The 26,477-nt window shown below is 65.4% G+C and carries 26 protein-coding genes; 12 read left to right on the forward strand and 14 right to left on the reverse strand.

Annotated elements, in window-relative coordinates:
* Positions 1 to 23 precede the first annotated feature (23 nt).
* Entirely contained in the window at positions 24 to 755 is a 732-nt protein-coding gene (locus N3C64_RS12030; protein WP_260014646.1) for an RNA methyltransferase, read from the reverse strand.
* 121 nt (positions 756 to 876) lie between these two features.
* Between N3C64_RS12030 and N3C64_RS12035 the strand changes: the two genes are divergently transcribed.
* Positions 877 to 1,497, forward strand: a complete 621-nt coding sequence (locus tag N3C64_RS12035; RefSeq protein ID WP_260014648.1) for a thiamine phosphate synthase — start codon at positions 877 to 879, stop codon at positions 1,495 to 1,497.
* Positions 1,497 to 2,183 carry an AAA family ATPase gene (locus N3C64_RS12040; RefSeq protein ID WP_260014649.1) on the forward strand — a complete coding sequence of 229 codons (687 nt, stop codon included), beginning with the start codon at positions 1,497 to 1,499 and terminating at the stop codon, positions 2,181 to 2,183. Before N3C64_RS12035 ends, N3C64_RS12040 begins: the two co-directional genes overlap by 1 nt.
* Before the next feature lie 9 nt (positions 2,184 to 2,192).
* Here the strand turns inward: N3C64_RS12040 and tgt are convergent, their stop codons facing one another.
* From tgt to N3C64_RS12055, 3 genes are all read right to left on the reverse strand, one after another.
* On the reverse strand, positions 2,193 to 3,323 hold the full coding sequence (gene tgt / locus N3C64_RS12045; RefSeq protein ID WP_218629784.1) for a tRNA guanosine(34) transglycosylase Tgt: 1,131 nt from the start codon (positions 3,321 to 3,323) through the stop codon (positions 2,193 to 2,195).
* A 79-nt stretch (positions 3,324 to 3,402) separates the two neighbouring features.
* Positions 3,403 to 3,855, reverse strand: coding sequence for a DNA polymerase III subunit chi (locus N3C64_RS12050; RefSeq protein ID WP_260014650.1), 453 nt, complete (start codon positions 3,853 to 3,855; stop codon positions 3,403 to 3,405).
* A 4-nt stretch (positions 3,856 to 3,859) separates the two neighbouring features.
* Entirely contained in the window at positions 3,860 to 5,347 is a 1,488-nt protein-coding gene (locus tag N3C64_RS12055; protein WP_260014651.1) for a leucyl aminopeptidase, read from the reverse strand.
* Positions 5,348 to 5,504: 157 nt separating this feature from the next.
* Between N3C64_RS12055 and lptF the strand changes: the two genes are divergently transcribed.
* The 6 genes from lptF (at position 5,505) to rsmA (ending at position 13,166) form a co-directional block, all read left to right on the forward strand.
* Positions 5,505 to 6,644 (forward strand): LPS export ABC transporter permease LptF, encoded by a 1,140-nt coding sequence (gene lptF / locus N3C64_RS12060; protein ID WP_260014652.1) that lies wholly within the window; start codon positions 5,505 to 5,507, stop codon positions 6,642 to 6,644.
* The gene (gene lptG / locus N3C64_RS12065; RefSeq protein ID WP_260014653.1) at positions 6,641 to 7,747 is read left to right on the forward strand and encodes an LPS export ABC transporter permease LptG; all 1,107 of its coding nucleotides are present in this window, start codon (positions 6,641 to 6,643) and stop codon (positions 7,745 to 7,747) included. Before lptF ends, lptG begins: the two co-directional genes overlap by 4 nt.
* Complete coding sequence (locus N3C64_RS12070; RefSeq protein ID WP_260014654.1) at positions 7,747 to 9,951, forward strand: LPS-assembly protein LptD; 2,205 nt, start codon at positions 7,747 to 7,749, stop codon at positions 9,949 to 9,951. Before lptG ends, N3C64_RS12070 begins: the two co-directional genes overlap by 1 nt.
* Positions 9,952 to 9,999: 48 nt before the next feature.
* On the forward strand, positions 10,000 to 11,235 hold the full coding sequence (locus N3C64_RS12075) for a peptidylprolyl isomerase (RefSeq protein ID WP_260014655.1): 1,236 nt from the start codon (positions 10,000 to 10,002) through the stop codon (positions 11,233 to 11,235).
* Positions 11,232 to 12,206 (forward strand): 4-hydroxythreonine-4-phosphate dehydrogenase PdxA, encoded by a 975-nt coding sequence (gene pdxA, locus N3C64_RS12080; protein ID WP_260014657.1) that lies wholly within the window; start codon positions 11,232 to 11,234, stop codon positions 12,204 to 12,206. The genes N3C64_RS12075 and pdxA overlap by 4 nt, the downstream gene beginning before the upstream one ends.
* A gap of 111 nt (positions 12,207 to 12,317) precedes the next feature.
* The gene (gene rsmA / locus N3C64_RS12085) at positions 12,318 to 13,166 is read left to right on the forward strand and encodes a 16S rRNA (adenine(1518)-N(6)/adenine(1519)-N(6))-dimethyltransferase RsmA (protein ID WP_260014659.1); all 849 of its coding nucleotides are present in this window, start codon (positions 12,318 to 12,320) and stop codon (positions 13,164 to 13,166) included.
* Positions 13,167 to 13,213: 47 nt separating this feature from the next.
* Here rsmA and N3C64_RS12090 read toward each other — a convergent pair whose 3' ends face one another.
* The 3 genes from N3C64_RS12090 to prfA form a co-directional block, all read right to left on the reverse strand.
* Positions 13,214 to 13,798, reverse strand: a complete 585-nt coding sequence (locus tag N3C64_RS12090; RefSeq protein WP_260014660.1) for a DUF4167 domain-containing protein — start codon at positions 13,796 to 13,798, stop codon at positions 13,214 to 13,216.
* A gap of 286 nt (positions 13,799 to 14,084) precedes the next feature.
* Positions 14,085 to 14,942, reverse strand: coding sequence for a peptide chain release factor N(5)-glutamine methyltransferase (gene prmC / locus N3C64_RS12095; protein ID WP_260014662.1), 858 nt, complete (start codon positions 14,940 to 14,942; stop codon positions 14,085 to 14,087).
* Positions 14,939 to 15,994 (reverse strand): peptide chain release factor 1, encoded by a 1,056-nt coding sequence (prfA, locus tag N3C64_RS12100; RefSeq protein WP_218629773.1) that lies wholly within the window; start codon positions 15,992 to 15,994, stop codon positions 14,939 to 14,941. The genes prmC and prfA overlap by 4 nt, the downstream gene beginning before the upstream one ends.
* A gap of 116 nt (positions 15,995 to 16,110) precedes the next feature.
* On the opposite strand from prfA, the gene N3C64_RS12105 reads away from it, so the two are divergent.
* The 3 genes from N3C64_RS12105 to tpiA all read left to right on the forward strand — a co-directional run bounded on the left by N3C64_RS12105 (position 16,111) and on the right by tpiA (position 17,722).
* On the forward strand, positions 16,111 to 16,476 hold the full coding sequence (locus tag N3C64_RS12105; RefSeq protein ID WP_218629772.1) for an SUF system Fe-S cluster assembly protein: 366 nt from the start codon (positions 16,111 to 16,113) through the stop codon (positions 16,474 to 16,476).
* A gap of 73 nt (positions 16,477 to 16,549) precedes the next feature.
* On the forward strand, positions 16,550 to 16,912 hold the full coding sequence (locus N3C64_RS12110) for a HesB/IscA family protein (protein WP_218629771.1): 363 nt from the start codon (positions 16,550 to 16,552) through the stop codon (positions 16,910 to 16,912).
* Between the two features lie 66 nt (positions 16,913 to 16,978).
* A complete protein-coding gene (gene tpiA / locus N3C64_RS12115) occupies positions 16,979 to 17,722 on the forward strand; it encodes a triose-phosphate isomerase (RefSeq protein ID WP_260014665.1) in 744 nt (247 codons plus the stop codon).
* A gap of 124 nt (positions 17,723 to 17,846) precedes the next feature.
* On the opposite strand, the gene N3C64_RS12120 is transcribed toward tpiA, so the two are convergent.
* The 6 genes from N3C64_RS12120 to N3C64_RS12145 form a co-directional block, all read right to left on the reverse strand.
* Positions 17,847 to 19,235, reverse strand: coding sequence for a TRAP transporter large permease (locus N3C64_RS12120; protein WP_218629769.1), 1,389 nt, complete (start codon positions 19,233 to 19,235; stop codon positions 17,847 to 17,849).
* 3 nt (positions 19,236 to 19,238) lie between these two features.
* Entirely contained in the window at positions 19,239 to 19,919 is a 681-nt protein-coding gene (locus tag N3C64_RS12125; RefSeq protein WP_218629768.1) for a TRAP transporter small permease, read from the reverse strand.
* Positions 19,920 to 19,994: 75 nt separating this feature from the next.
* Positions 19,995 to 20,996: a TRAP transporter substrate-binding protein gene (locus tag N3C64_RS12130; RefSeq protein ID WP_218629767.1), complete on the reverse strand. Its 1,002-nt coding sequence runs from the start codon at positions 20,994 to 20,996 to the stop codon at positions 19,995 to 19,997.
* Between the two features lie 232 nt (positions 20,997 to 21,228).
* Positions 21,229 to 22,458 carry a sigma-54-dependent transcriptional regulator gene (locus N3C64_RS12135; protein ID WP_260014668.1) on the reverse strand — a complete coding sequence of 410 codons (1,230 nt, stop codon included), beginning with the start codon at positions 22,456 to 22,458 and terminating at the stop codon, positions 21,229 to 21,231.
* Positions 22,455 to 24,170, reverse strand: a complete 1,716-nt coding sequence (locus N3C64_RS12140; protein ID WP_260014670.1) for an ATP-binding protein — start codon at positions 24,168 to 24,170, stop codon at positions 22,455 to 22,457. Before N3C64_RS12140 ends, N3C64_RS12135 begins: the two co-directional genes overlap by 4 nt.
* A gap of 46 nt (positions 24,171 to 24,216) precedes the next feature.
* A complete protein-coding gene (locus N3C64_RS12145; RefSeq protein ID WP_260014672.1) occupies positions 24,217 to 24,660 on the reverse strand; it encodes a GNAT family N-acetyltransferase in 444 nt (147 codons plus the stop codon).
* Positions 24,661 to 24,770: 110 nt separating this feature from the next.
* On the opposite strand from N3C64_RS12145, the gene N3C64_RS12150 reads away from it, so the two are divergent.
* Positions 24,771 to 25,952 carry a cytochrome P450 gene (locus N3C64_RS12150; RefSeq protein WP_260014674.1) on the forward strand — a complete coding sequence of 394 codons (1,182 nt, stop codon included), beginning with the start codon at positions 24,771 to 24,773 and terminating at the stop codon, positions 25,950 to 25,952.
* A gap of 5 nt (positions 25,953 to 25,957) precedes the next feature.
* On the opposite strand, the gene N3C64_RS12155 is transcribed toward N3C64_RS12150, so the two are convergent.
* Complete coding sequence (locus N3C64_RS12155; protein WP_218629762.1) at positions 25,958 to 26,419, reverse strand: Lrp/AsnC family transcriptional regulator; 462 nt, start codon at positions 26,417 to 26,419, stop codon at positions 25,958 to 25,960.
* Between the last annotated feature and the right edge of the window lie 58 nt (positions 26,420 to 26,477).

Below are 26,477 nucleotides of genomic sequence, written 5' to 3' on the forward strand. Positions count from 1 at the left end.
AGGACGCGCGGGCCGGGCAAGTCTCAGCGGCGCTGGCGGGTGATTTGCCGCAGCATCCCGTGCAGCGTCTGCACATCGGCACGGGTAAAGGGCATCCGCGACCACAGGTTGCGCAGGTTGAGTTTCATGTTCGGCGCCTTCGCAGGCGGGAAGAAGAAACCAACCTCTTCAAGGCGTTCCTCGAAGTGATCGCCGAGTTTCTCGATCTCGATCCGGCTCGCGACATCCGCGCCGGCAAGACCCGGGTCGACCGGGACGGCCCCGACCTCTTGGCGCATGAACTCGTAGCCCGTCAGCAGCACTGCCTGCGCAAGGTTGAGCGAAGGGAACGCCGGGTTGACCGGAACGGTGATGATCGCGTTTGCCCGGCTGACATCGTCATTCTCAAGCCCGGTCCGCTCGGGTCCGAACAGCACCCCAACCTTCTGCCCGGCGGCGATGCGCTTGCGTGCCTCGTCCATCGCGGTCTCCGGGGTGTAGATCGGCTTCGTCAGCTCGCGCCCGCGCGCGGTCGTGGCAAAGACAAAGTCGCAATCGCTGATCGCGTCAGGAACGCTCGGAAAGACACCCGCATATTCCAGCACCTCGCCCGCCGCGCCCGAGGCCATGGCCACCGCCTTGGGGTTAGGCCAGCCATCGCGCGGTGCCACCAGCCGCATCCGCGTCAGGCCGAAGTTCAGCATCGCGCGCGCGGCAGCGCCGATATTCTCGCCCATCTGGGGCCGAACGAGGATGAAAACGGGGGTTTCTGTCATGGCTGGTCCTTTCCCCGCCCCCATACGCGTGCACGGCCCCTCTGGCAAGGCTGCGCCCCATGCGCTATGACGCATCCAACCATTGCCCGGGCAGCCGGGCCCCGAAACGCAAGGATGCCCGATGCCCGATCAGGACCGCCCGCAGCTTTACCTCGTCACGCCCCCGAGCTTCGATCTGGACGTGTTCCCCAACCTGCTTGGCAGTGTTCTGGGCGCGCATGAGGTGGCCTGTATCCGCCTGGCCCTGGCCACGCGCGATGAGGATGCGGTGATGCGCGCGGCGGATGCCGTGCGTCTGGTGGCGCATGAGCATGACGTGGCGCTGGTGATCGAGAACCACGTCCAGCTGGTCGAGCGTCACGGCCTTGACGGTGTGCACCTGACGGATGGCGCGCGCTCGGTTCGCGCGGCGCGCAAGGCGCTTGGGCAGGATGCCATCGTGGGCGCCTTCTGCGGCACCTCGCGCCATGACGGCATGAACGCGGGCGAAGCCGGCGCCGATTACGTCAGCTTTGGCCCCGTCGGCGAAACCGGCCTTGGCAGCGGCGAGCGCGCCGAGCGCGATCTGTTCGCCTGGTGGTCCGAGATGATCGAGGTGCCCGTCGTCGCCGAGGGCGCGCTGACGCTTGATCTCGTGCGCGAGCTTGCGCCCGTCACCGACTTCTTCGGCGGCGGCGAAGAGATCTGGTCGCAAGACGATCCGGCCGCCGCCCTTGGCCGCCTGATCGCGGCGATGGGCTGATGGCCGAGTTCTGGCTAGGCGATTCCAACGGCCCAATGGGCGATGTGGGCGCCTTCATGGACAGCGAGCTGCGTGTGGACCGCGCCGATCTTGCCGCCCATATCCGCCAGTTGGACGGCGCGCGAAACCTGATCGCGATCGTGGGCGCTCCGGGGTCTGGCAAATCGCATCTGGCCGAGGAACTGGCCGCGCAACTGAACGCGCATACGCCCGGCTCGGCCGCCGTGGTCGGCATGGACGGCTTTCACCGCAGCAATGCCGAACTCGAGGAGCTTGGCCTGCTGGCCCACAAAGGCGCGCCCGAGACATTCGATGTCGCCGGGCTGAACGACCTTCTGACAACTTTGCGCGCGGCCCGCGCCGATGTGACGGTGCCGACCTTCGACCGAGAGGTTGACGAGCCCAACCCGCATGGCGGCCTTGTGCCCGCCGCGACGCGCTATGTGCTGATTGAGGGCAACTACCTGCTTTTGACGCGACCTGAGTGGCGCGACCTCTTCCCGCTTTACGACCTGTCGATCCGCCTAGAGGTGCCCGAGGACGAACTGCGCGCGCGCCTTGCCCGACGCTGGAAGGATCTGCCGGCCGAGGAGGCCCGCCGCAAGATCGAGGAAAACGATCTGCCCAACGGCCGCCTGATCCGCAGGGAAAACCGCGCGGCCGATTTCGTGGTATTCGGCGCCTGAGCCAAAGGCTCAGAGCGGCTCGATATCGCCCTCGGCGCGCTGCGCATGAAACTCGGCCACGAAGGCCGCCAGCCGCTGCCCCGCGATCGCGTCGCGCAGACCCTGCATAAGCTCTTGATAGTAATGCAGGTTGTGCCAGGTCAGCAGCATCCCCGAGATCATCTCACTCGCCTTGAAGACGTGGTGCAGGTATGCGCGCGAGTAGTTGCGGCAGGCCGGGCAGGTGCAATGCTCGTCCAGCGGGCGCGGGTCGTCCATGTGGCGGGCGTTCTTGATATTGACCTGCCCGCGGCGGGTCCAGGCCTGCCCCGTGCGCCCCGAGCGTGAGGGCAGCACGCAATCCATCATGTCGATGCCGCGCTCGACCGCGCCGACGATATCGTCGGGCTTGCCCACGCCCATCAGATAGCGCGGCTTGTCCTCGGGCAGGAAACCCGGCGCGTAATCGAGCACGCCGAACATCGCCTCTTGCCCCTCGCCCACGGCGAGGCCGCCGACAGCATAGCCCTCGAAGCCGATCTTCTTCAGCGCCTCGGCGCTTTCCTCGCGCAGATCGCGCGTGACGCCGCCCTGCATGATGCCGAAAAGCGCGTGGCCCGGCCGGTCGCCAAACGCATCGCGTGACCGCTGCGCCCACCGCATCGACAGGCGCATGGATTTCGCGACCTCCTCATCGGTCGCGGGCAGCGCCGGGCATTCGTCAAAGGCCATCACAATATCCGAGCCGAGCAGCTTCTGGATTTCCATCGAGCGTTCGGGCGTCAGCATGTGCTTCGAGCCGTCGATATGCGAGGCGAAGCGCACCCCCTCCTCGGTCAACTTGCGCAGGCTCGCAAGGCTCATGACCTGAAAACCGCCCGAGTCGGTCAGGATCGGCTTTTGCCAATTCATGAACTTGTGCAGCCCGCCGAGGCGGTCGATCCGTTCGGCCGTGGGGCGCAGCATCAGGTGGTAGGTGTTGCCCAGAAGGATGTCCGCGCCGGTCGCGGCCACGCTTTCGGGCATCATCGCCTTGACGGTCGCGGCGGTGCCCACTGGCATGAAGGCGGGCGTGCGGATTTCGCCACGCGGGGTGTGGATCACACCGGTGCGAGCCTTGCCGTCGGTGGCGTGAAGCGTGAAGCCGAATTTCTGGGTCATGAGGGTGCTCCCCTGGATCAGGGCGGGCATGTAGCGCGTATGGGGGCGGATGGGAAGAACCGATTGGCGGATGCGCCGGTCACTTCTCGGCCTTCTTCTCCCACCGGCCGCCTTCCTCGCTCCAGTATTGCGCACTGGCCCCGGCGCCGGTCAGGTCGCGCCATTGCGCGCGGGCCCGCTCCAGCGCCTGCTGATCGCGGCCGTCGAACAGGATCCAGACGCGTTCCTTCTGCGCGATCTCGTCCACACTGACCTCGGCACCTTCAAGCGCCATGATCGCCTGCATCCCCTCGGGTTTGGGCGAGGTGGTCAGGAGGACGGGTTGCAGATCGTCATGCGGCCCGCCCGCGAGACCATGGGGGAGGAAGGCCTCGTCGCCCCCTAGCCAGAGGCGCTGGTCATACCAGTCCATCCGCGCCGCGTCGGTGCCGCGCAACTCCACCCGCCAGCCCTGCCCCAAGGCGCGTTGGAGAAGGCTTGCGACGACCTCCTCCACCGGGGATTGGGTGACATGATAGAACAGCGCGGGCACGCGATCAGGCCTCGAACTTGTCGCGGATCAGGCGGTCGAGCGTCATCACGCCCCAGCCGCTGGCGCCCTTCGGCGACAGCGCCGTTTCGCCGGGCGGAAGGGCCACGCCCGCGATGTCGATATGGCACCAGGGCGTTTCGGAGTTGACGAATTTGTTCAGGAAGGCCGCCGCGGTGATCGCCCCTGCCCAACGCCCGCCGGTGTTCTTGATATCGGCAAGGCGCGACTTGATCAGGCTGTCATAGGCGGGTTGCAGCGGCATATGCCAGGCGCCCTCGCCCTCGGCCCGCGCAGCTTGCACGACATCCTGCGCGAAGCCGTCGTCATTGGCGAATACGCCCGCGTTTTCGTGCCCAAGCGCCACGATGATCGCGCCGGTCAGGGTTGCAAGATCGATCACTGCGCGCGGGCGGAACTTCTGCTGCGCATACCAGAGCACGTCGGCCAGCACGAGACGCCCCTCGGCGTCGGTATTGATCACCTCGATCGTGTCACCCTTCATCGACTTGACGATATCACCGGGGCGCTGTGCCTTGCCGTCGGGCATGTTCTCGACCAGCCCGACAAGGCCCACGACATTCACCGGCGCATTGCGCAGCGCAAGCGTGCGCATCACGCCCGCCACCACGGCCGCGCCGCCCATGTCCATGGTCATCTCTTCCATCCCCGCAGCGGGCTTGATCGAGATGCCGCCGGTGTCGAAGCACACCCCCTTGCCCACGAGCGCCAGCGGCGGTTCTTCCTCGGCGTCGCCATTGGCGGGCTTAGAAAGTCCGTTCCACTGCATCACCACGACCTTCGAGGGGCTTTCCGAGCCCTGCCCCACGCCCAGAAGCGCGCGCATCCCCAGATCCTTCAACTCGTCTTCCTCAAGGATCTGCACGTCCAGCCCCAACTCGTGCATCGCCGCCAGACGCGCGGCGAAATCGTCGGTGGTCAGGATGTTGGCGGGTTCATTCACCAGATCGCGGGTGAAGAACACGCCCTCGGCCAGGGCGGCATGGGGGGCGGCCTTGGCGGCGACCTCCTCGGGGTGGGCGACCATCATCGACACCGGGCCGAAGGGCTTTTTCTCTTCGCTCAGATAGTCGAAACGGTAAGCCCGCAGCGCAAGACCAAAGGCGATCTCGGCGGCCGAGGGGTGGTTTTCGGCGATCACCAGCGCGCCTTTTTCGTCGAGCGCCTTGCCGACGGTGGCCCCCGCCTTGCGCGCCTCGGCCAGCGAAGCCTTGCGCGGCAGCGAGATCAGCACCATCGCCTCAGCGGCCAGCCCGCCGGGCCAGCCGATGACCATGCCCTCGCCGGGTTTGAGCTTGCCCCAGGCGGGCGAGCCCACTGCCCGCGCCACCGCCCCGCGCGTCAGCCGGTCGAGCCGCCGCGACGCCGCCGTAAGCTTGCCTTCGGGCGTGATCAGCACCGCGATGCGCCCCTCGCGCGCGGCAAGATCATCAAGCTCGGTTTCGACGAAGCGGATGGCGACGGGATGGGTCATGGCGGTCCTCGGAGTTCTTGCGGCCGGATTGCACCGGCGGGTTTCCGCGCCGAGCCTACGGTGCACGCGCGAAAATGAAAAGCGCCCCGCTCCGGGGCCTTTCGCGCGCCGCCCCGACGCGCTAGAGAGGGTGAAACATCCCGGGGGATGAGCGAGTTTGACGCGTCTGGACCGATATCTGCTTTCTCAGCTGATGGCATTATTCGGCTTTTTCGCGCTGGTTCTGGTGTCGGTTTACTGGGTCAACCAGGCGGTCCGGCTCTTCGACCGGCTCATTTCCGATGGCCAGACCGCATGGGTCGTGCTTGAGTTCACCGCCCTCACCCTTCCCAATGTTGTGCGCGTGGTGTTGCCGGTCGCGGCTTTCGCAGCCGGGGTCTATGCCGTCAACCGTGCCAGCCAGGATAGTGAGTTGGTGGTGATGCAGGCCACGGGCGCCTCGCCCTGGCGGCTTGCCTGGCCGGTGGCCGTCTTCGGGCTGATCGTCGCCGTGATGATGACCTTGCTGGTGCATTTCCTTGTCCCTGCCTCGCGCGCGCAGATGGCCGAGCGCCAGCAACAAGTGACCGAGAACGTCACCGCGCGTTTCCTGGTCGAGGGGTCGTTCCAGCACCCGGCAAACGGCGTGACCATCTACATCCGTCAGATCTCGGAACTGGGCGAGTTGCTGGACATCTTCCTGTCGGATGCGCGTGCCGGCAGCACCCGCACCACCTACACCGCCGAGCGGGCGCTGATCGTGCCCTCTGAAAGCGGCCCCAAGCTGGTGATGTTCGACGGCATGGCGCAGACGCTTCGGCTCTCCGACCAAAGCCTCGCAACGATGCGCTTTGCCGATTTTACCTATGATATCGGTGCCTTGATGGCGGTCAGCGCGCGTACGCGCCGCAGCATCGAGGAGATCATGACCATCCCAATCCTGCGCACCCCCGAAGCCGTGATGGAGCAAACCCATCAGGATGCCGCCGGGTTGACGCGCGTCGTCCACCAGCGATTTGCGCAACCCCTGCTGGCTCCGGCGGCGACATTGCTGGGCTTCGCGTTCCTGATGCTTGGCGGCTATTCCCGCTTTGGTCTCTGGCGCCAGATCGGCGGGGCCATCTTTGGATTGATCATGTTGCAGTTCCTGACCAACGCCGTTGACAGCGCCACCAAATCGGCGCCCGAGGCTTGGTGGCTGAATTACCTGCCCGCGGCCACGGCCCTTTGCGTGACGGGGCTCTTGCTGTGGTGGTCGGGGCGGCCTCGCCGTCGCCCCCGTTCGGCCACGCTGCTGGCGGAGGGCGCCTCGGCATGACGCTGTCCATCTACCTCGCCCGCCGTTTCCTGCGCGCCTTGCTGATGGTCTTGGGCGCGTTCTGGGGTATTCTTTTCCTGATCGAGATGGTCGAGAAGATCCGCAGCTTCAGCGCCGAGCAGGTCGGCCTGAAAGAGGCAGCCCTGCTGTCGGCGCTCAGCGTCCCGGCCTCGGTCTATACCATCCTGCCGCTTATCGTGATCCTTGCCGCGGTGGTACTGTTTCTTGGCCTCGCGCGCTCGTCCGAGCTGGTGGTGATCCGCGCCTCGGGCCTCTCTGCGATGCGGATGCTGGCAACCCCTGTCGTCGTCGCGCTGTTGTTCGGCGCGCTGATGGTTGCAGTCGGAAACCCCATCGTTTCGGCCACATCCAAACGCTATGAGGAACTCGCGAACCGCTACCGCCAGACCGGGGCGGACACGGTCTCGATCGGGCGGGAAGGCGTATGGATGCGCCAGGGCACCGAGGAGATCCCCGGCGGTCAGGCGGTGATCCGTGCCGCGCGAGCCAACCTCGACGCAACCGAACTTTACGACGTGACCTTCCTGATCGTGGCCCCCGACCGCGGCCCGATCCGGCGCATCGACGCCACAAGCGCATTACTGACCCCCGGCGCATGGCAACTGACGCAAGCCAAGGACTGGCCGATCGGCGCCTCGACCAACCCCGAGCGTGACGCCACAAGCGCAGAAAGCCTGAGCATCGCCACCGATCTGACCGCCGCGCGCATCCGCGACAGCTTCGGCACCCCCTCGGCCGTGCCAATCTGGGATCTACCCAAATTCATCGCCTCGCTCGAGAACGCCGGATTTTCCGCGCGCCGCCATCAGGTCTGGTTCAACATGGAGCTGGCGCAGCCGCTGATTCTGGCGGCGATGGTTCTGATCGGAGCGGGGTTCACCATGCGGCATGTCCGTTTCGGGCGGAGCGGAACGATGGTTCTGCTGGCGCTTTCAGCGGGGCTTGCGGTGTTTTTCCTGCGCAATATCGCGCAGGTCCTGGGCGATAACGGCCAGATCCCGGTGATCCTCTCGGCCTGGGCGCCGCCTGCCATCGCGCTGATGCTGTCCACGGCGCTCATTCTTCACCTGGAGGACGGCTGATGGGCTTTTTCCGCAGCGCCCCCGTTACGCTTCTTGCCGTGCTTGCGCTTGGCACCGCGCTTGGCGGCGTTTATGTGCCGCGCGCCTTCGCGCAGAGTGCAACCGCGGCGACCGCCGTCGATGAGGCCGCGACGCTACTGGCCGACCGCATTCTGCTGACCGCAAGCGATCAGCTGATCGCCGAGGGCGCGGTCGAGATCTACTATCGCTCGAACCGGCTCAGTGCCTCTCGCTTGATCTACGACAAGAAGGCCGACCGGCTGACCATCGAAGGCCCGATCCGCCTGATCGAACCCGGCGAGGCCGGAAACGTGCTTCTGGCCGATCAGGCCGAGCTGTCACGCGATCTGCAAAACGGCATCATGGTGGGCGCGCGCATGGTCATGGCGCGCGAGTTGCAACTGGCCGCCGCGCGGATTGAGCGCAAGGACGGCCGGATCACCACCTTCAGCCAGGTCGTAGCCTCATCTTGCGAGATTTGCGTCACCGATCCGACGCCGCTGTGGGAGATCCGCGCGCGCCAGATCACCCATGATGCCGAAGCGCGCCAGCTGGTTTTCGACGGGGCGCAGTTCCGCGTCATGGGGGCGCCCGTCTTCTACTTCCCGCATATGCGGATGCCCGACCCGACGGTCGAGCGCATGTCGGGATTCCTGATGTCGAGCGTCCGGACAACCTCGAACCTCGGCACAGGGATCAAAGTTCCCTATTTCTTCACGCTTGGCGACAGCGCCGACCTGACGGTCGAGCCCTATCTGTCCACCTCGGAAACGGTGACGCTGGGGATGCGGTATCGCCGGGCGTTCGACGACGGCACGCTTGAGGTCAACGGAGCCTTCTCACGCGACGATATTCTGAAAGACGAAGACCGCGGCTACCTGTTTATCGACAGCCGCTTTGCGCTGCCCGACGATTTCAACCTGGGTCTCCAGCTGCGCCTGACCAGCGACGATGCCTATCTGGTCGATTACGACATCACCGATGACGACCGCCTCTGGTCAGGCGTCACGCTCGATCGCGTGCGCCGGGATGAGCTGATCTGGGCGCGCATCGGCAACACCCACTCGCTGCGCGAAGGGGAAAGCAACTCGACCGAGCCGATGCTGGCGGGCGATGCGCAATGGATACAGATGTTCCGTCCCGGCCTGATCGGCGGCGAAGCGACGCTTGAATGGCAGCTCAGCGCGCTGCGGCGTGCCGCCGATTCCGAGTTGGACGGCGGTGATCTCGATTTGATACCGGACGGCCGCGACCGGGTGCGCGCCTCGCTGGTCGCCGACTGGCGCCGCAACTGGCTGCTGAGCGGTGGCATCCTGGCCTCGACCGAGGCGGAGCTTGCCTTTGATGCGGCGGTGGTCAACCAGGACCCGAACTACGAGACGACCAACCTGCGCGCCCTGCCCTCACTTGGGCTTGAATTGCGTTGGCCCTGGGTCAAGACCTCTGGTGCCGCGGCCCATGTCATCGAACCCGTGGCTCAGCTGATCTGGAGCCGCGACTCGCTTGACGAGTTGCCCAACGAGGACAGCTGGCTGACCGAGTTCGACGAGGGCAACCTGTTCGCCTTCTCGCGCTTTCCGGGTGGTGACATGCGTGAACGCGGACTGCGCGCCAACCTGGGCCTAAGCTGGACGCGCAACGACGCGGCGGGCTGGTCGCTCGGGGTGACGGCGGGGCGGGTGTTCCATGCCGAGGATCTCGGGCAGTTCTCGACCGGATCGGGGCTGTCGGGCACACGCTCGGACTGGCTTGTGGCCGCGCATCTGAGCGGGGCCAACGGATTGATGCTGTCGAACCGCGCGCTGTTCGACGACGATCTGAATTTCTCGCGCGACGAGTTGCGGCTGGCCTATGCCGCCGATCGCTACCAGATCGGCGCCGGTTACCTCTGGATGGAGGAAAACCCCGACGAGGGGCGCGATGACGCAATCTCGGAGCTGCAACTCGAAAGCGGTTGGGGCTTGGGTCGCGGATGGTCAGGCAAGTTTGACGCGCGCTACGATTTCACGGCCGACCGGGCAAGCCGGGCCTCACTTGGGCTGCAATATGCCACCGAATGCGTGACGGTCGATCTTTCCCTCTCGCGCAGATTCACTTCCTCCTCTAGTGTGAAGCCCGAAACCGGGATCGGGCTGTCCGTGCAGCTTGCGGGTTTCGGCGCGAAAGCGGCCTCGGGGGCCGAGCGCCGGGTCTGCACGCGCTGATCGCCCCCATAGCCCGATGAACGAAACAGGCAGACGACGGATTGAACGATGAAGCGAATTCTTCCCATCCTTGCCATGGTTTGTGGCTCTGTTCTGATGCAAGAGCCCGGACATGGCGCGGCACATGCGCAGTCGACTTCACCCTTCGCGCCGGTGATCATGGTCAACGATCTCGGCATCACTGCCTTCGAAATTGAACAGCGCATGAAGTTCTTGGCCCTGCTGCGCCAGTCCGGCGATCTGCGGGCCGAGGCGGAGAAGGCCCTGATCGAGGATCGCCTGCGCGAAAGCGCCGCGCGTCAGGCAGGCATCACCGTCTCGCAAGAGGGGCTTGAGCAGGGCATGGCCGAGTTTGCCAGCCGCGGCAAGATGACCACAGAGCAGTTCGTGCAGGAACTTGGCAAGGGCGGCGTCGAGGCGCAGACATTCCGCGATTTCGTGCGCGCGGGCCTGCTGTGGCGCGAAACCATTCGGGCGAAATACGCCAACCGCATCCGCATCACGGCCACCGATATCGACCGCGCCATGCTCGTCGAAAGCGCTCGTGGGCAGACCACGCGCGTGCTGATCTCGGAGATCATCATTCCCGCCCCGCCCGGCCAGGAAGCCGAGGCGATGGCTGCCGCCCGACGCGCCTCGACGGCCTCGGGCGATGCAAGCTTCAGCGCGCTTGCGCGCGAGCTTTCGGCGACCGAATCTGCGCCGCGTGGAGGCCATCTCGACTGGATGGAGATCTCAAACATGCCGCCCGCACTGCGCTCGGTGATCCTGGGCCTCAAGCCCGGTCAGGCGAGTGCGCCGATGGAGATCCCCAACGCTGTCGCGGTCTTCATGCTGCGCTCGATCGATGAGGGCGGCAAAGCGCCTGCGAGCGCGCAGACGCTGGAATACGCGCGTTTTGTCGTGGAGCCTGCGGGCATCGCAGACAGCGCGCGTCAGGTGGCCGAGATCGAGGCGCGCATCGATCGGTGCGATGACCTTTACGGGGTCGCCAAGGGGCTGCCCGAGGATCGGCTGATCCGGGAAACCCAACCGCAGGGCGCCATCCCGCAAGATATCGCCATCGCGCTGGCGAGCATGGATATAAACGAGACCCGCGCACTCCAACGCGGCGCCAACACCGAACTCGTGATGCTGTGCAAGCGTGAGAAGACCGTGGCCGAGGGTGAGACCGCGCCGAGCCGTGAAGAGATCGGCCAGCGCCTGAGCAACGAGCGCCTCAACGCCTATTCCGAATCCGACATGGCGGATCTGCTTGCGGGCGCGGTGATCGTTCGCCCATGAGCGACCGGCCCGTCATCCTGAGCTGCGGCGACCCCTCGGGCATCGGGCCCGAGATCGCCGCCAAGGCTTGGGAGGCCCTTGGGGCAAGCCTGCCTTTCGTCTGGATCGGCGACCCGGCACATCTTCCGCGCGGCACCCGTGTGCGCGAAGTCTCGGAGCTTTCCGAGGCAATGACACATGCGGGCAGCGCCCTGCCGGTGCTGCCGCATCCGTTCGAGGCGGCGGCCCTTCCGGGCAAGCCCGATCCTGCCAATGCCAAGGGCGTCATCGACGTGATCGCAAAGGGTGTCGATCTGGTGATGCGCGGCGAGGGGCTGGCGCTGACCACCGCACCCATCCACAAGAAGGCGCTCAAAGACGGGGCCGGATTTGCCTTTCCCGGCCATACCGAATACCTCGCGCATCTGGCCGGGGGCGCCAAGGTCGTGATGATGCTGGCTGCGCCCGCGCTGCGCGTCGTGCCCGCAACGATCCATATTGCGCTGTCGGATGTGCCGCGCGCCTTCACTCCGGCCGTTTTGCGCGAGACGGTGCGGATCACCGCCGAGGGGCTGAGGCTCGATTTCGGGATCGACAATCCGCGCATCGCGATTGCCGGGCTGAACCCGCACGCGGGCGAAGGCGGCGCGATGGGCCGTGAAGAGATCGACTGGATGCGGGAGGAGGTGGAGGCCTTGCGCGCCGAGGGCTTTGCGCTCTCCGGCCCCCTGCCTGCCGATACAATGTTTCATGCCGCCGCGCGCGCGCGTTACGACGCCGCGATTTGCGCCTATCACGATCAGGCGCTGATCCCGATCAAGACGCTGGCCTTTGACGAGGGGGTAAACGTCACGCTTGGCCTGCCCTTCGTGCGCACCTCGCCCGATCACGGCACCGCCTACGATATCGCCGGGACCGGGCGCGCCAATCCCTCAAGCCTGATTGCCGCGCTGAAGCTGGCGGCGCAGATGGGGGCGGCGCGCGCGGGCTGATCTTGCCCGTGCGGCGCGAATGCCCTATCCCCGGCGCAATGATGAGGCCGGGGGCTGTCTGCCCCCGGACCCCCGAGGATATTTGGACCACATTGAAGGCAGGAGGCACAGATGGCGGCTATCGACGGGCTTCCTCCGCTGCGCGAGGTCATTCGCGATCACGAGCTGGTTGCGAAGAAGAGCCTTGGGCAGAACTTTCTGCTGGATTTGAACCTGACGGCTAAGATCGCGCGCTCGGCTGGGGATCTGACCGGGCATGATGTGCTGGAGGTCGGGCCGGGACCGGGCGGGCTGACGCGCGGATTGCTCGCGGAAGGGGCGCGCAAGGTGCTCGCCGTCGAGAAGGATGCGCGCTGCCTGCCAGCGCTGGCCGAGATTGCCGCGCATTATCCCGGGCGGCTGGAGGTGATCAACGGAGACGCGCTGGAAGTCGATGTGCGCGCGCATCTGACCCCGCCGATCCGGATTGCGGCCAACCTGCCCTATAATGTCGGGACCGAGCTTCTGGTGCGCTGGCTCACGCCCAAGGAATGGCCGCCGTTCTGGGAGAGCCTGACGCTCATGTTCCAGAAAGAAGTGGCCCAGCGGATCGTGGCCAAGCCCGGCTCGAACCATTACGGGCGCCTCGCGCTTCTGGCGCAGTGGCGCTGTGAGGCGAAGATCGTGATGATCCTGCCGCCGGAGGCTTTCACGCCCGCGCCCAAGGTTCATTCCGCCGTCGTGCATCTGCGCGCCCTGCCCGAACCGCGTTTTCCGGCCGATCCGAAGGTGTTGGAACGGGTGGTCGCGGCGGGCTTCAACCAGCGCCGCAAGATGCTGCGCGCCTCGCTGAAGGGTATTCATCCGCAAATCGAGAGTTTGCTGGAAGAGGCAGGTATCGCGCCGACGGAACGCGCGGAGCGGGTCAGCCTTGCGCAGTTCTGCCACCTCGCGCGCCTGGTCGCAGCGGCGCGCAGCTGAGCACCCTGAAAATGCGAACCGCGCCGGTTGGGGCGCGGTTCTGGCATTCATTCTTCGATCGGGGCTTCGCTCGGCGCGTCGGGCGTGGGCGCATCCTCACCCTTCGGCTCGCGCGGCTTGCGAGGCGCACGACGGTTGCGCGGCTTGGCCGGTTTGCCCTCGGCGGCAGGAGGCGCCGCCGCAATCACCGCCTCGGCGCGCATCTCCGGCGTTTCGACCAGGGTCGAGCCTTCGTCCGGTTGCTCCTGCGGTTCGGGCGTTGCGGCGGGCTGCGGCTCGGGCTGATCGTCGCGCGGCTGATCGTCGCTGCGGTTCTCACCGCGCTCGCGCTGGCCATGGCCGTTTTGCTGGTTCTGACGCTGACGCTCTTCCTGCTCGCGCGCCATTTCGCGCTGCGCCTCGCCCAGCATACGGGTGTAATGCTCGGCGTGCTGAAGGAAGTTCTGTTCGGCCACGCGGTCGTTCGACAGCTGCGCATCGCGAGCAAGCATCAGATACTTGTCGATGATCTGCTGCGGCGTGCCGCGCACCTTGCCCTCGGGGCCCGAGCTATCAAAAACCCGGTTGATGATATTGCCGATCGAGCGTTGGCGGTTCGACTTGTTGCGCGAACGGGATTTCGAAGATCTCATGAGCTTTCGTTCGTTTTGCCCCGTGGGGCTGCTGACGTCTGGGCTGCGATCCGGAAAGCGGATACTGGCCGTTCCTTGCGGGCTGGTCCTTCGGAAACCGGGCAAGTGCCCGCCTGAAACCAAGTGACCCGCAGTGTGAAGCTGAGCCGTGCGGTGGATCGACATCCGCCCTGCACAAGTTTGACTAATCATGGGATGGCAGGACTCGCAAGCAAAAATCTGCACCGAGGACGCGAATTGGCGGGTTTTTCCCGCCGATATGCGCAGACGTGCCACAGCCGGCCGATCAGGCGCAGCCGCAGCCCCCGTCCTCGAGAGGCTTGCGCGCGATCACCACGCGATCGCGGCCATCGAGATCCTGGCGCACCTCGACCCGCTCAAGCCCCTGCGCGGCCAGCAGATCGCTGACCTGCTGCGCCTGTGTCGGGCCGATCTCCAGCAAGACCCGCCCGCCCGGCATCAGGCGCGGCGCGGCGCCACGCGCGATAGCGCGGTAGGCATCAAGCCCATCGCCGCCGGGGGTCAGCGCGCCAAGGGGCTCCCATTCGCGCACATCGACCGACAGGCCCGCCATCTCGTCTTGCGCGATATAGGGCGGGTTCGAGACGATCAGGTCGAAGACCCCATTGATCGCCGCGAACCAGTCGGACACCGCGAAACGTGTGCGTTTCTCGACACCAAGCCGGGTAGCGTTGTCTTGTGCGACAGCAAGTGCTCCGGGCGAGACATCGGTGCCGGTGCCGACGGCGAAGGGCATCCCCTTCAGGCAGGAGATCAGGATGCAGCCGGTCCCGGTGCCAAGGTCGAGCACCTTGGCGAAAGGCTCTTCAAGGGCCGCGGCCACGAGGATCTCGGTCTCGGGGCGCGGGTCGAGCGTGTCGCGCGTCACGCGAAACTCCTGCCCCCAGAAAAGCCGCCGCCCGGTGATCTGCGCGACCGGCTGACGGGCCTCGCGCGCGGTGATGGCGCGGTCAAAGGCCGCTCGCTCGGTCTCGGTCAGATCGTCCTGAAGGCGCAGCGTCAGCCGGTCGGGTGCCTCATTCAGAGCATGGGCCATCAGGCGGCGCGCATCGAGCGCCGCTCCCTCAATCCCCGCTGCGACAAGCCGCCGGGTGCCATGAACAAGGGCGGCCTGCGCCTTCACGCTTCCATCTCCGCCAGCTTCTCGGCCTGATCATGCGCGGTCAGCGCGTCGATCACCTCATCGAGGTCGCCGTTCATGATCTGGGCCAGCGCATAAAGCGTCAGGTTGATGCGGTGATCGGTCATCCGGCCCTGCGGGAAGTTGTAGGTGCGGATCCGTTCGGACCGGTCGCCCGAGCCGACCTGCGCCTTGCGGTCGGCCGCACGCTCGGTCGCCAACCGTTCGCGCTCGGCCTCATAAAGCCGGGCACGCAGAACGGCCATGGCATTGGCACGGTTCTGGTGTTGGGATTTCTCGGACGAGGTCACGACGATCCCGGTCGGGATATGGGTGATGCGCACGGCCGAGTCGGTGGTGTTGACGTGCTGCCCGCCCGCGCCCGAGCTGCGCATCGTGTCGATCCGGATGTCCGAGGCGGGAATGTCGATGTCCACATCGGCGGCCTCGGGCAGCACGGCGACAGTCGCGGCCGAGGTATGGATGCGCCCGCCGGCTTCGGTCTCGGGGACGCGCTGTACGCGGTGGACGCCGGATTCGTATTTCAGGCGGGCAAAGACCCCCTCGCCCTCAATCCGCGCGACGGCCTCCTTGACGCCGCCAAGTTCGGTCTCGGTGAAGTCCATGAGTTCGAACCGCCAGCCGTGGCTTTCGGCGTGGCGCTGATACATCCGCAGCAAGTCGCCTGCGAACAGCGCGGCCTCTTCGCCGCCGGTGCCGGGGCGGATTTCCAAGATCGCGGGGCGCGCGTCGGCGGCATCCTTGGGCAGAAGGGCCAGGCGCAGGGCCTGCTCCATCTCCGGGATGCGGGCGCGCAGGCGCGGCAGTTCTTCCTCGGCCAGATCCTTCATCTCAGGGTCGCACAGCCAGCCCTCGGCCTCGCGCACGTCGTCAAGCGCCTGCCGGTAGGCGGCGATTTCCTCGACCACGGGGCGCAGTTCGGAATATTCGCGCGACAGCGCCGCGATCTCAGCGGGCGCTGCGGATGAGTTCAGCCTGGCCTCGAGATACTCGAAGCGCTGCGTGATCTGGGCGAGTTTGTCGAACGGAACCATGCCAGCGGTTTGGCGCGGAAGTGCGCTGCGGTCAAGCCTGCGGCAATCGCTGCCTTTACCTTGGCCGCGCCATTCCCTATATAAACTCTCGACTTTCGCGAGAACCGGACTTTTCCATGACAACCGATGCCCAGCCCCCCCTTGAAGGCACTCCTCTGATCAAGCCTTCGACGACCGAGCACCCGCTGCACGATAGCGTGGTCGAGGCTTGCCGCTCGGTCTTCGACCCCGAGATTCCGGTGAACATCTATGACCTCGGGCTGATCTACACGATCGAGATCAGCGGCGAGAACGATGTGAAGATCATTATGACGCTGACGGCGCCCGGCTGCCCGGTGGCCGGCGAGATGCCGACTTGGGTGCAGGATGCGGTCGAATGTGTCGATGGTATCAAGTCCGTCGATGTCGAGATGACCTTCGACCCGCAATGGGGCATGGACATGATGTCCGACGAAGCGCGGCTGGAACTGGGCTTCATGTAAGCGCATCCGGGCGCGCACCTTGCCGCGCCCCACCCCGGCCCCTATCTTTGGCGCTGGACCTCAGGAGACCGCCATGTTCGCCATTCCCGGCAAACCGCCCGTTACGCTCACCTCGGCCGCCGTGCAGCAAATTGCCCGGCTGATGGAGCGCGAGCACGCCGCGGGCTTCCGCATCGGCGTCAAGAAGGGCGGCTGTGCGGGCATGGAATATACCATGGAAGTCGCGCAAGAGGCTGGCCCCATGGATATGGTGGTCGAGGAAGGCCCGGCGCGCGTTCTGATCGCGCCCATGGCGCAGATGTTCCTTCTGGGCACCGAGATCGACTATGAGGTCGGCCTGCTCGAATCCGGCTTCAAGTTCCGCAACCCGAATGTGGCCGAGGCCTGCGGGTGCGGGGAATCCATCAAGTTCAAGGACATGCCCGAGGCGGGCTGATCCAATTGCCCTTTGCGCCCGCCCGCGCCCTGCCCTAATGTGGCGCAAACTCATGGGAGGGGGCACATGCGCAAGAAACTCGCGGCGGGCAACTGGAAGATGAACGGGCTGGCCGCCAGCCTGTCCGAGGTCGAGGCGCTGATCGGAGCGCATCCCAATCCCGGCTGTGACGTGCTGCTCTGTCCCCCGGCGACGCTCGTTTCGGCGATGGCCGCGACTGCGGCGGGGCGCATTGCGGTTGGTGGGCAGGATTGCCACATGGAACTGACCGGCGCGCATACTGGCGACATCTCGGCGCAGATGCTGGCCGATGCGGGTGCAAGCCATGTGATCGTTGGCCATTCCGAGCGCCGCGCCGATCATGGCGAGAGCGACGCGATGATCCGCGCCAAGGCCGAGGCCGCGCGCGCCCAAGGGCTGGTAGCCGTGATCTGCATTGGCGAGACCGAGGCCGAGCGCGACGCGGGAACCACGCTTGAAGTGATCGGGCGGCAGCTGTTCGGCTCGACCCCCGACGGGGCGACCGGGGTCAATACTGTCATTGCCTATGAACCCGTCTGGGCGATCGGAACCGGCCGCACGCCGACGCTGGAGCAGATCGCCGAGGTGCATGATTTCATGCGCTCGGAGTTGAACGGTCGTTTCGGGTCGGAAGGCGCGCAGATCCGGCTGCTCTATGGCGGTTCGGTCAAGCCCTCGAACGCGGCCGAAATCTTTGCAACCTCGAATGTCGATGGGGCGCTGGTGGGCGGCGCCTCGCTGAAGGCTGCCGATTTCGGGGCGATCATCGGCGCGCTGGAGCGCGCCTGAGGGAAAGGGGGCGCTGCCCCCTCGGCCCTGCGGGCCTCACCCCCGAGGTATTTGGACAAGGAGAAAGGGCCCCGGTTTCGCGCCGGGGCCCTTTCCTTTTCTTGAAGCTCGCGGGTGCGGAGCCTTATTTCACGATCACTTCGGGTCCCATGACGGCCGTCGGCAGCACCGTGCTGAGCCAGGGTACATAGGTGATCAGGATCAGGAAGACGAAGAGCACCGCAAGGAAGGGCAGCGCCGCCTTCACGACCCGCATGATCGGCATGCCGGCCACGCCCGAGGTCACGAAGAGGTTGAGGCCCACGGGCGGGGTAATCATCCCGATCTCCATGTTCACCACCATGATGATGCCGAGGTGAATCGGGTCCACGCCCAGTTCGATCGCAATCGGGAAGACCAGCGGCGCGACGATCAGGATCAGCCCCGAGGGTTCCATGAACTGCCCGCCGATCAGCAGGATCACGTTGACGATCACGAGGAACATGATCTTACCCAAGCCCGCGCCCAGAAGCGCCTCGGTGATCTTTTGCGGGATCTGCTCGTCGGTCAGGACGTGCTTGAGGATCAGGGCGTTGGCGATGATGAACATCAAGGTGACGGTCAGCTTGCCGGCCTCGAACAGGGTCGCCTTGGTTGCCGGGTGGAAAAAGGCGGTGATGATCGCCTGCGGTTTTCTCCACAGCGGCAGTTTCTGTTCGCCCTCGTCCAGCGGCCCCATGTCGCGGTAGATGAAGTTCGCGACGAAGAAGGCGTAGACGGCGGCGACGGCGGCGGCCTCGGTCGGAGTGAAGATACCCGCGGTGATGCCCGGGATGCCGTAGAGGCCCACCATGATGATGACGATCAGCATCAGGCCCCAGAAGGCATCCTTGAACGAGTCGAATATCTCGCCCCAGCCCTGCCACTCGCCCTTGGGCAGGTTCTTGCGGATCGCGATGATCAGGATCGTCGCCATCAGCATGAAGCCCGCGAGAAGGCCCGGAATGACGCCGGCAAGGAACATGCGCCCGACCGAAACGTCAGTGGCCGAGGCATAGACCACCATCACGATCGAGGGCGGGATCAGGATGCCGAGCGTACCGGCGTTACAGATCACGCCTGCCGCGAAGTCCTTGGAGTAGCCCACCTGACGCATTGCCGCGATGACGATGGAACCGATGGCAACCACGGTCGCGGGCGACGAACCAGAAAGCGCCGCGAAGAGCATACAGGCGAAGACGCCCGCGATGGCCAGGCCGCCCGGCAGGTGCCCGACGCAGGCGATCGCAAAGCGGATGATCCGTTTCGCCACGCCCCCGGTGGACATGAAGCTGGAGGCCAGGATGAAGAACGGAATGGCCAGCAGCGTCGCGTGCCCTTCCATCGACTGGTAAAGCGTTTGCGCGACCGAGGCCAGCGAGGTATCAGAATACCACAGGAGGAACAGGATCGAGCTGAGGCCGAGCGAGATGGCGATCGGAACGCCGATCAGCATGAAGCCGACCACCATGGTGAATAGAATGACGGTTTCCATGGATCAGTCCTCGGCGTTCATGTGGCGCACTTCGGCGACGGCTTCTTCGGCTTCGTGGCTGACGATCAGCGCTTCACGGCGGCCGCGCAGGATGTCCCAGCTTGCCTGGGCAATCCGGAAGAACAGCAGCGCCGTACCGAACGGCAGGATGAAGTAAGGGATGAAGCGCGGAAGCTTGTTGTAGGCCTCTCCCTGGTTCATCGGGCCTTCGATGAAGCGCAGCCAGTCCGGCATCGGGATGGTCTCGGTCTCATACCAGGCCTGATCCCGGGTCTTGATGAAACCCTCGGGGAACCAGCGCCCGCCGGTCTGCTCGAACCCGCCAAAGGGGGCCCAGTAATCCCATGCGCCTTTCAGAAGAAGGAACGCATAGATGAGACAAAGCACCGCCGAGGCGATTGCCAGGATGCGGCGCATCCCCGGCCCCACCAAGCCCAGAACCGCGTCGACGCCCAGATGGGCGGTCACCTTGACGGCGTAGGACATGCCAAGCAGCACAAGCCACGCGAACAGGATCAGCGTCGCCTCGAGCCCCCAGATCATCGAGTGGGCGAAGACGTAGCGCAGCACCACGTTCACGAAGGTAATCAGCGTCATCACCCCGAGCGTCACTGCAATCGCAGTCTCCTCGGCGTGATGGACAGCCCAGCCAAAGGCTGTTTTCGGCGCATATTTCGCGCTCATGGTCAGTCCCTCTACATGGTTGAATGGATGCGCGCGCAGATATGGGCTTCCGCGCGCGCACACGGGATCAGACGATCAGTTTTGGGCGTTGATCGCCTGCGCCGCGTCGATGTTCTCTTGGCCAATACCATCCACGAACTGTGCCCAGACCGGCTTCATCGCGGTGACCCAGGCTTCGCGCTGCTCGGGGGTCAGCTCGTTGATCTTGCCGCCCGCGTCGAGGATCGATTGACGCGCCTGCATCTCGACGTCGCTGACGGCGGCGTTCCGCTCGACAGAGACTTCGTGCATGATGGTTGCCAGTTGCTCGGCGACTGCCGGGTCGAGGCTGTCCCACCAGTCGGTCGAAGTGACGACAAGGTAGTCAAGCACACCGTGGTTGGTCTCGGTGATCGAGTCCTGCACCTCGTAGTATTTCTGACCGTAGGAGTTCGACCAGGTGTTTTCCTGACCGTCGACAACGCCAGTCTGCAGCGCGCCGTAAACTTCCGAGAAGGCCATCGGCTGCGGCGAGGCGCCGAGCGCCTGCATCTGCGCAACGAGCACGTCGGAAGGCTGAACGCGGAACTTCAGGCCCTTGGCGTCTTCCGGCATCAGCAACGGCTTCTTGGCCGAGAACTGCTTCATACCCGAATGCCAGAACTCTAGCCCTTTCAGGCCGCGGCGCTCCATCGAGCCCTTCATCGCCTGACCGGTGTCCGAGTTCTGGAAGGCATCGACCGCGGCCATGTTCTTGAACATGAACGGAAGGTCGAAAATGTTGAAGACCTTGGTGAAGGCCTCAAACTTCGACAGCGAAGGCGCGGCCATCTGCACGTCGCCCTGAAGCATCGCTTCCAGCACCTGGTCATCATCATAAAGGGTCGAGTTCGGATAGACCTCGACACAGACCTTGCCGTTCATCTCGGTGTTGACGCGCTCGGCGAAGAGGCTGGCGGCAATCCCCTTGGGATGCTTGTCGGCGTTCGTCACATGCGCGAACTTGACGACCATCTCACCTTCGTCGCACTGCGCCATCGCGGCGCTGGCCGAGGTTACAAGGGCAAGAGCCGTCATAGCGGCGGTAAAGCGTTTCATGGATGTCCTCCCGGTATCCGCGCCCCCCTCGGGCGCCCAGAACAAGCCAACCGCTTAACGCATACCCGATCAACAATTTCGTGATAGCTCGCGAAAATGCCTATTTTATTACTATATTACAATGCATTATAGATTTCTTGATCAGACGGATAAGTTCTTGCTGTGCGAAAATCCGCACAGCTGTTAGCGCCATTCGGGCGAAATGTCGCACGTTGGAAATGGACTCAGTGCCTCAGGCGTCGCGGAAATCCTCGGGGCGCAGGCCGTGGCGCGCGAGCTTGTCGTAGAAGGTCTTGCGCGGCAGCTTGAGTTGCGCCGCGGCCTCGGTCGCGTTGCCCCCGGCGCGCTGGAGCGCCTCGGCCAGAAGCGACCGCTCGACCCGCGCCATGCGTTCCGCCAGACCGAGGCTTTCTTCTTCCGGCTCTGCACCCATCCCGGTGGCGAAACGCAGGGCCTCGGACATCAGCGCCCGCGCATTGCCCGGCCATTCGCGCGCCATAAGGCGTGCAGCGACGGCGGGGGTGATCTCGGGCATCGGGAGGTTCGACTGTTCGCAGACAAGCTGAACGTAGTGGCGAAACAGTATCGGAATGTCTTCGGGCCGCTCGGACAGCGAGGGGATGCGCAGCTTGACCCCCTCAAGCTTCCAGTAAAGATCCGGATGGAAGCGGCCCGCGCGCGCCTCGGCAGCCAGATCGCGATAGGTGCCGGCGATCAGCCGGGTCGAGGGGAGTGCCTCGAGCAATTCGATCAGCGCAAACTGCGCCGGTTGCGGCAGGTCGGCAACCTCGTCGAGATAAAGCGTCCCGCCATCAGCGCGCGCGAACCCCTGCTCTAGCGCCTCTGGCGTCAGCCCTGCCGCGGGCAGCTTGACGAAGGCGCGCGGTGCGGCGGCCGACAGAAGGTGGATCACCTCGGCCACCTTGGAATTGCCCGCACCCGGCGCCCCGGTGATCAGAACCTCGGCACCCGAGCGCGCCGCTGCCCGCGCGGACTCGCGCAGCGCTTCGGCCACGGGCGAAGCGCCCACCAGAAGCCGTGTCGCCGCATCGCCGCGCTTGGCCTCCCGGCGCAGGGCGCGATTCTCCATCACCCAGGCGCGCGTTTGCAACGCCTTCTCAACAACAGCCAGCAACTCTTTGGGGCCGCAGGGTTTCTCTAGAAAATCAAAGGCTCCGCCCGCCATTCCGCGCACCGCCATGGGCACATCGCCCTCGCCGGTCAGCAAGATCACCGGCAGCTCCGGGTCGCGCTTTCGCACCAGATCCAGAAGGGCAAAACCATCCTTGCCCGGCATCCGGATATCCGACACGACGACACCGGGAAAATCCAGGCCGACATGATCTTTGGCCTCGATATAGCTTGAGGCCAGAATGGGCGAGAACCCGGCCAGATCGAGCGTCTGCCCCAAAGCCTCGCGCACCGCGCGATCATCATCGACCAAGAGCACCTTGCGGATCAAACCTTGCCTCCGTTTCCGGGCTGGGGCGCCGCGCGCAGCGCGACGGTGAAAATGGCGCCGCCCTCGGGGGCGTTGCCGCCACTCAGGGTGCCGCCGAAGCCTTGCACCAGTCCATAGGAAATCGACAAGCCAAGGCCCATGCCCTCGGCGCTGCCGACCTCCTTGGTCGAGTAGAACGGGTCGAAAATCCGGTCAGGCTCGGCGATGCCGGGGCCGGTGTCTTGCAAGGTCAGCACGGTGCGCGCGCCCTCGGGGTGAATGCGGATGGTGATGCGCTTACGTTCCTGCCCCTCCATCGCGTCGATCGCGTTCGAGAGCAGGTTGACCACCACCTGCGCCAGTCGCACCTCGCCGCCCATCACGATCGCCGGAGCTTCGGGGCGCTGCCAGTCGATCGTCACATGCTCTTGCGCGATGCGCGCCTCCAGCAGCTCCAGCGCCTGCTCGACGACCGAGGCAAGGCCCACGCGGCTGGCGGGTTCGGTCTCCGCACGGGCGAAGGCGCGGAGGTTCTTGATGATGCGCCCCATGCGCCGCGCCATCTCCGAGATCCGCCCGAGGGTCTGCCCAGCCTCCTCGGTCCGGCCGCGTTCCAGTAGCAACTCGGCGTTATCGGCAAAAGAGCGGATCGCCATCAGCGGCTGGTTCAGCTCATGGCTGATGCCCGCCGACATCTGGCCAAGCGCAGACATCTTGCCCGCCTGCACCAGTTCGGCCTGCGTGCGGCGCAGCTGTTCGTTGGTCTCGCGCAGTTCGGTGGTGCGCTCGGCCACGCGGTGCTCAAGTTCGGCATTGGCACGCGCTTCGGCGGCGAGTTGATCTGCCAGGGTGCGCCGCCGCTCCCACAGCGCCAGGATGACCGCGCCGAACCCGATAAGCGCAAGCGCCACGGAAACCGCCTGTGCGCGCGCGATCCGCAGGACTGGCCCGGCATCGACCAGCGCATGGCCGGTCATGCCGATCACCGGCAGAGGGAGCGTGACGGGCAGCCCGATCTCGGGCAGATAGGCGCCGCCGCGCACAAGCCCGGACCCCAGATTGGAGGGGCGAATACGGCCGGGATGCAGGTCGGTGCCGGCAGGATAGATCCGGCTGTCGGGTGTGGCGCCCGTGGTGGTCTCGAAAACCATCTCGGAGCGGTTGGCGACAAAAACGACGAGATCGTCATCGACGAACCAGACCGGGACCGGATCGCCGCGCCCCGGAGCCTCGACCTTTTCGGCATCGAAGCTGAGTACGATGGCGCCGATCACCGGGCCGTCGGAGGCAAAGACCGGCGCGGCGTAGCGGAACATCCGTTCGCCCGTCTGCCGGTCGATCAGATGAAACGACCCCGTGGCCCCCCGTGCCGCGCGGTCCAGATCAGGGGCCGGATCAAGAACCCCCAGCCGCTCGGTCGAGCTGGCCAAAACGCGGCCCGCGCGATCCACCAGCGTCAACTCCTGCACACCCGTCAGATCCGAAATCCGCCGCAAAACCTCTGACACAGCGGGCGGATCGGCGCCGTCGCTACCCTGTGCGAGCGCAACGACAAAGGGATGGTCCGCCGTCATCACCGCTGCTTCGCGGAAGCTGAGCATCGAGGATACCATTCGGTCCGAGGCTAACCGCAGGTCTGCCCGCCCGCGCTCGGCCAGTTGCGCAAGCCCCGTGTGCAAGGCCGATTGCCATACCACGACCGCCACCCACAGGATCGCACCAAGCGCCAGCACCAGGACGAGCAGGCGCTGGACGATTGGTTCTGACGTGCGCGCGTTATCAGGGGCTGATGGCATAAAGGATGAACCCACTGGCTGGGGTATAAGTATCGTAGAGCTTGCGCGCGGCCTCGTTCGTCTCGGCGGTGAGCCAGCGCACCGAACTATAGCCCCGCGCACGTGCGAAGGCGCGCACATGCTCTATCAGCGCGCGGCCTACGCCCTGCCCACGCGCCTCGGGCACGGTGAAGAGGTCGGAGAGGTAAACCACCTGCGCACCCGAAAGCGAGCGGTGCATCAGCGAATACTGCACCAGGCCAAGCGCCATGCCATCCGCCCCCCAGGCGATATCGGCCCAGTAGTCCTCGTTAGCGTCGTTGATCCAGGCCCAGACCTTCTCGATCGCCGGGGCCGGATCGGTCCGGTAGAAGGCGGCATAGCCACGAAACAGGGCCTCCCAGGCGGCGCGAGCGGAGGGCGAGACCGGACGGATTGTGATGCTCATCGGCGAACTCCTTTGAGCCAGTAGCACAGCAATCGGCGGGATAAATCAAGCGGGGGCTTGCAAGCACCTGAACTCTCGTTCTTTTCTGGGCGTGACGGAGGAGTGACCCGATGCGCCGCCTTTCCCAATCGCCGACCGAAGCTGGCTTCGTACAGAACCCCTACCCGTTTTACGACGCGGTGCGGGCCGAGGGCGCCTTTGTCCTGTGGGAGGAATACGGCATCCCCGTCACCGCACGTGCGACCGTTGTCGGCGCGGCGCTGCGCGACCGGCGCCTTGGCCGCGAGGCCCCGCCCGAGTTCGCCCCCGCGATCCCGCCGCATCTTGCCCCCTTCTACGCGGTCGAGAAACACTCGATGCTGGAACTGGAGGCCCCACGCCACACCCGCCTGCGGCGGCTGGTGCTACGCGCCTTCACATCTGCCCGGATTACCGCCCTCGCCCCCGAGATCGCCGAACTGACAAACACCCTCATAGACCGCATGCCCCCCGGCGGCTGCGACCTGCTGGAGTATTTCGCCAAACCTCTGCCCGTCATCATCATCGCGCGGCTTCTGGGCGTGCCCGAGGACCGCGCACCGGACCTGCTGCGCTGGTCGAACGCCATGGTCGGCATGTATCAGGCGGGCCGCACCCGCGCGACCGAGGACGCCGCCGTCCGCGCCACCGAGGAGTTCGTGGATTTCCTGCGCGGATATATCGCCGAGCGCCGCTCGCGCCCCGCCGATGATCTCATCTCGCATCTGATCGCGGTGGAAGAGGCGGGTGAGCATCTGAGCACAGACGAGATGATCACCACCTGCATCCTGTTGCTCAATGCCGGGCACGAAGCGACGGTGCATACGATTGGTAACGGGATCAAGACCTTGCTCGAAGGCGGCTTCGGCGGCTACTGGCTGACGAAAAGCCGCGTCGATGGCACGGTCGAGGAAATCCTGCGCCACGACCCGCCGCTGCACCTGTTCACCCGGTGGGTCTATGAAGACCTCAGCCTTGCCGGAACCGAATTCAAGCGCGGCGATCGCGTGGGGCTGCTACTGGCTGGCGCCAATCGCGACCCCGGCCCCTGGGAGGAACCCGCGCGCTTCAACCCTGCCCGCCCGGTGCAGACGCATTTCGCATTCGGGGCGGGCGCTCATTTCTGCATCGGCGCACCGCTTGCGCGGCTGGAGCTGGCCGCCAGCTTGCCGATCCTGTTCCAGCGCCTACCAGAGCTGCGCCTCGCCGAGGCCCCGCGCTACGCGAACCTCTATCACTTCCACGGGTTGGAGCGGCTGCTGGTCCGCTACTGAGCGCCTCAGAGCGGCAGCAGCGTCGTCGATTTGATCTCTTCCATCGACAAAAGCGCGGTGACGTTGTGGATCTTCACCTCTGAAATCAGCGCCTGGTAGAACTGATCGTAGGCGCGGGCGTTCTTGACCCGGACCTTGAGGATATAGTCGATGTCGCCGGCCAGCCTGTGCGCTTCTAGCACCTCGGGACGGGCGCGCAGCGTGGCAAGGAATTTCTGCTGCCATTCGGCCTCGTGCTCGGAGGTACGGATCAGCACGAAGAAACAGGCCTCCAGCCCCAGTGATTCTGCATCGAGCAGAACGGTCTGACGGCCGATCACGCCAAGGTCTTTCATCTTGCGGATTCGGTTCCAGACCGGGGTCTTGGACGAGCCCACCTTGCGCGCGATCTCGTCCAGCGACTGGCTGGCATCCTCTTGCAGATGGGAGAGGATTTTTCGATCCATATCATCAAGACGGACAGCCATCCGCATTTCCTCCTCTTGGCGGGAAAATCGCTCCAAAGCTCGGGCAGGATAGAACAAT

The organism is Sedimentimonas flavescens, assembly GCF_025154035.1.
In the GTDB taxonomy this organism is placed as follows: domain Bacteria; phylum Pseudomonadota; class Alphaproteobacteria; order Rhodobacterales; family Rhodobacteraceae; genus Rhodobacter; species Rhodobacter flavescens.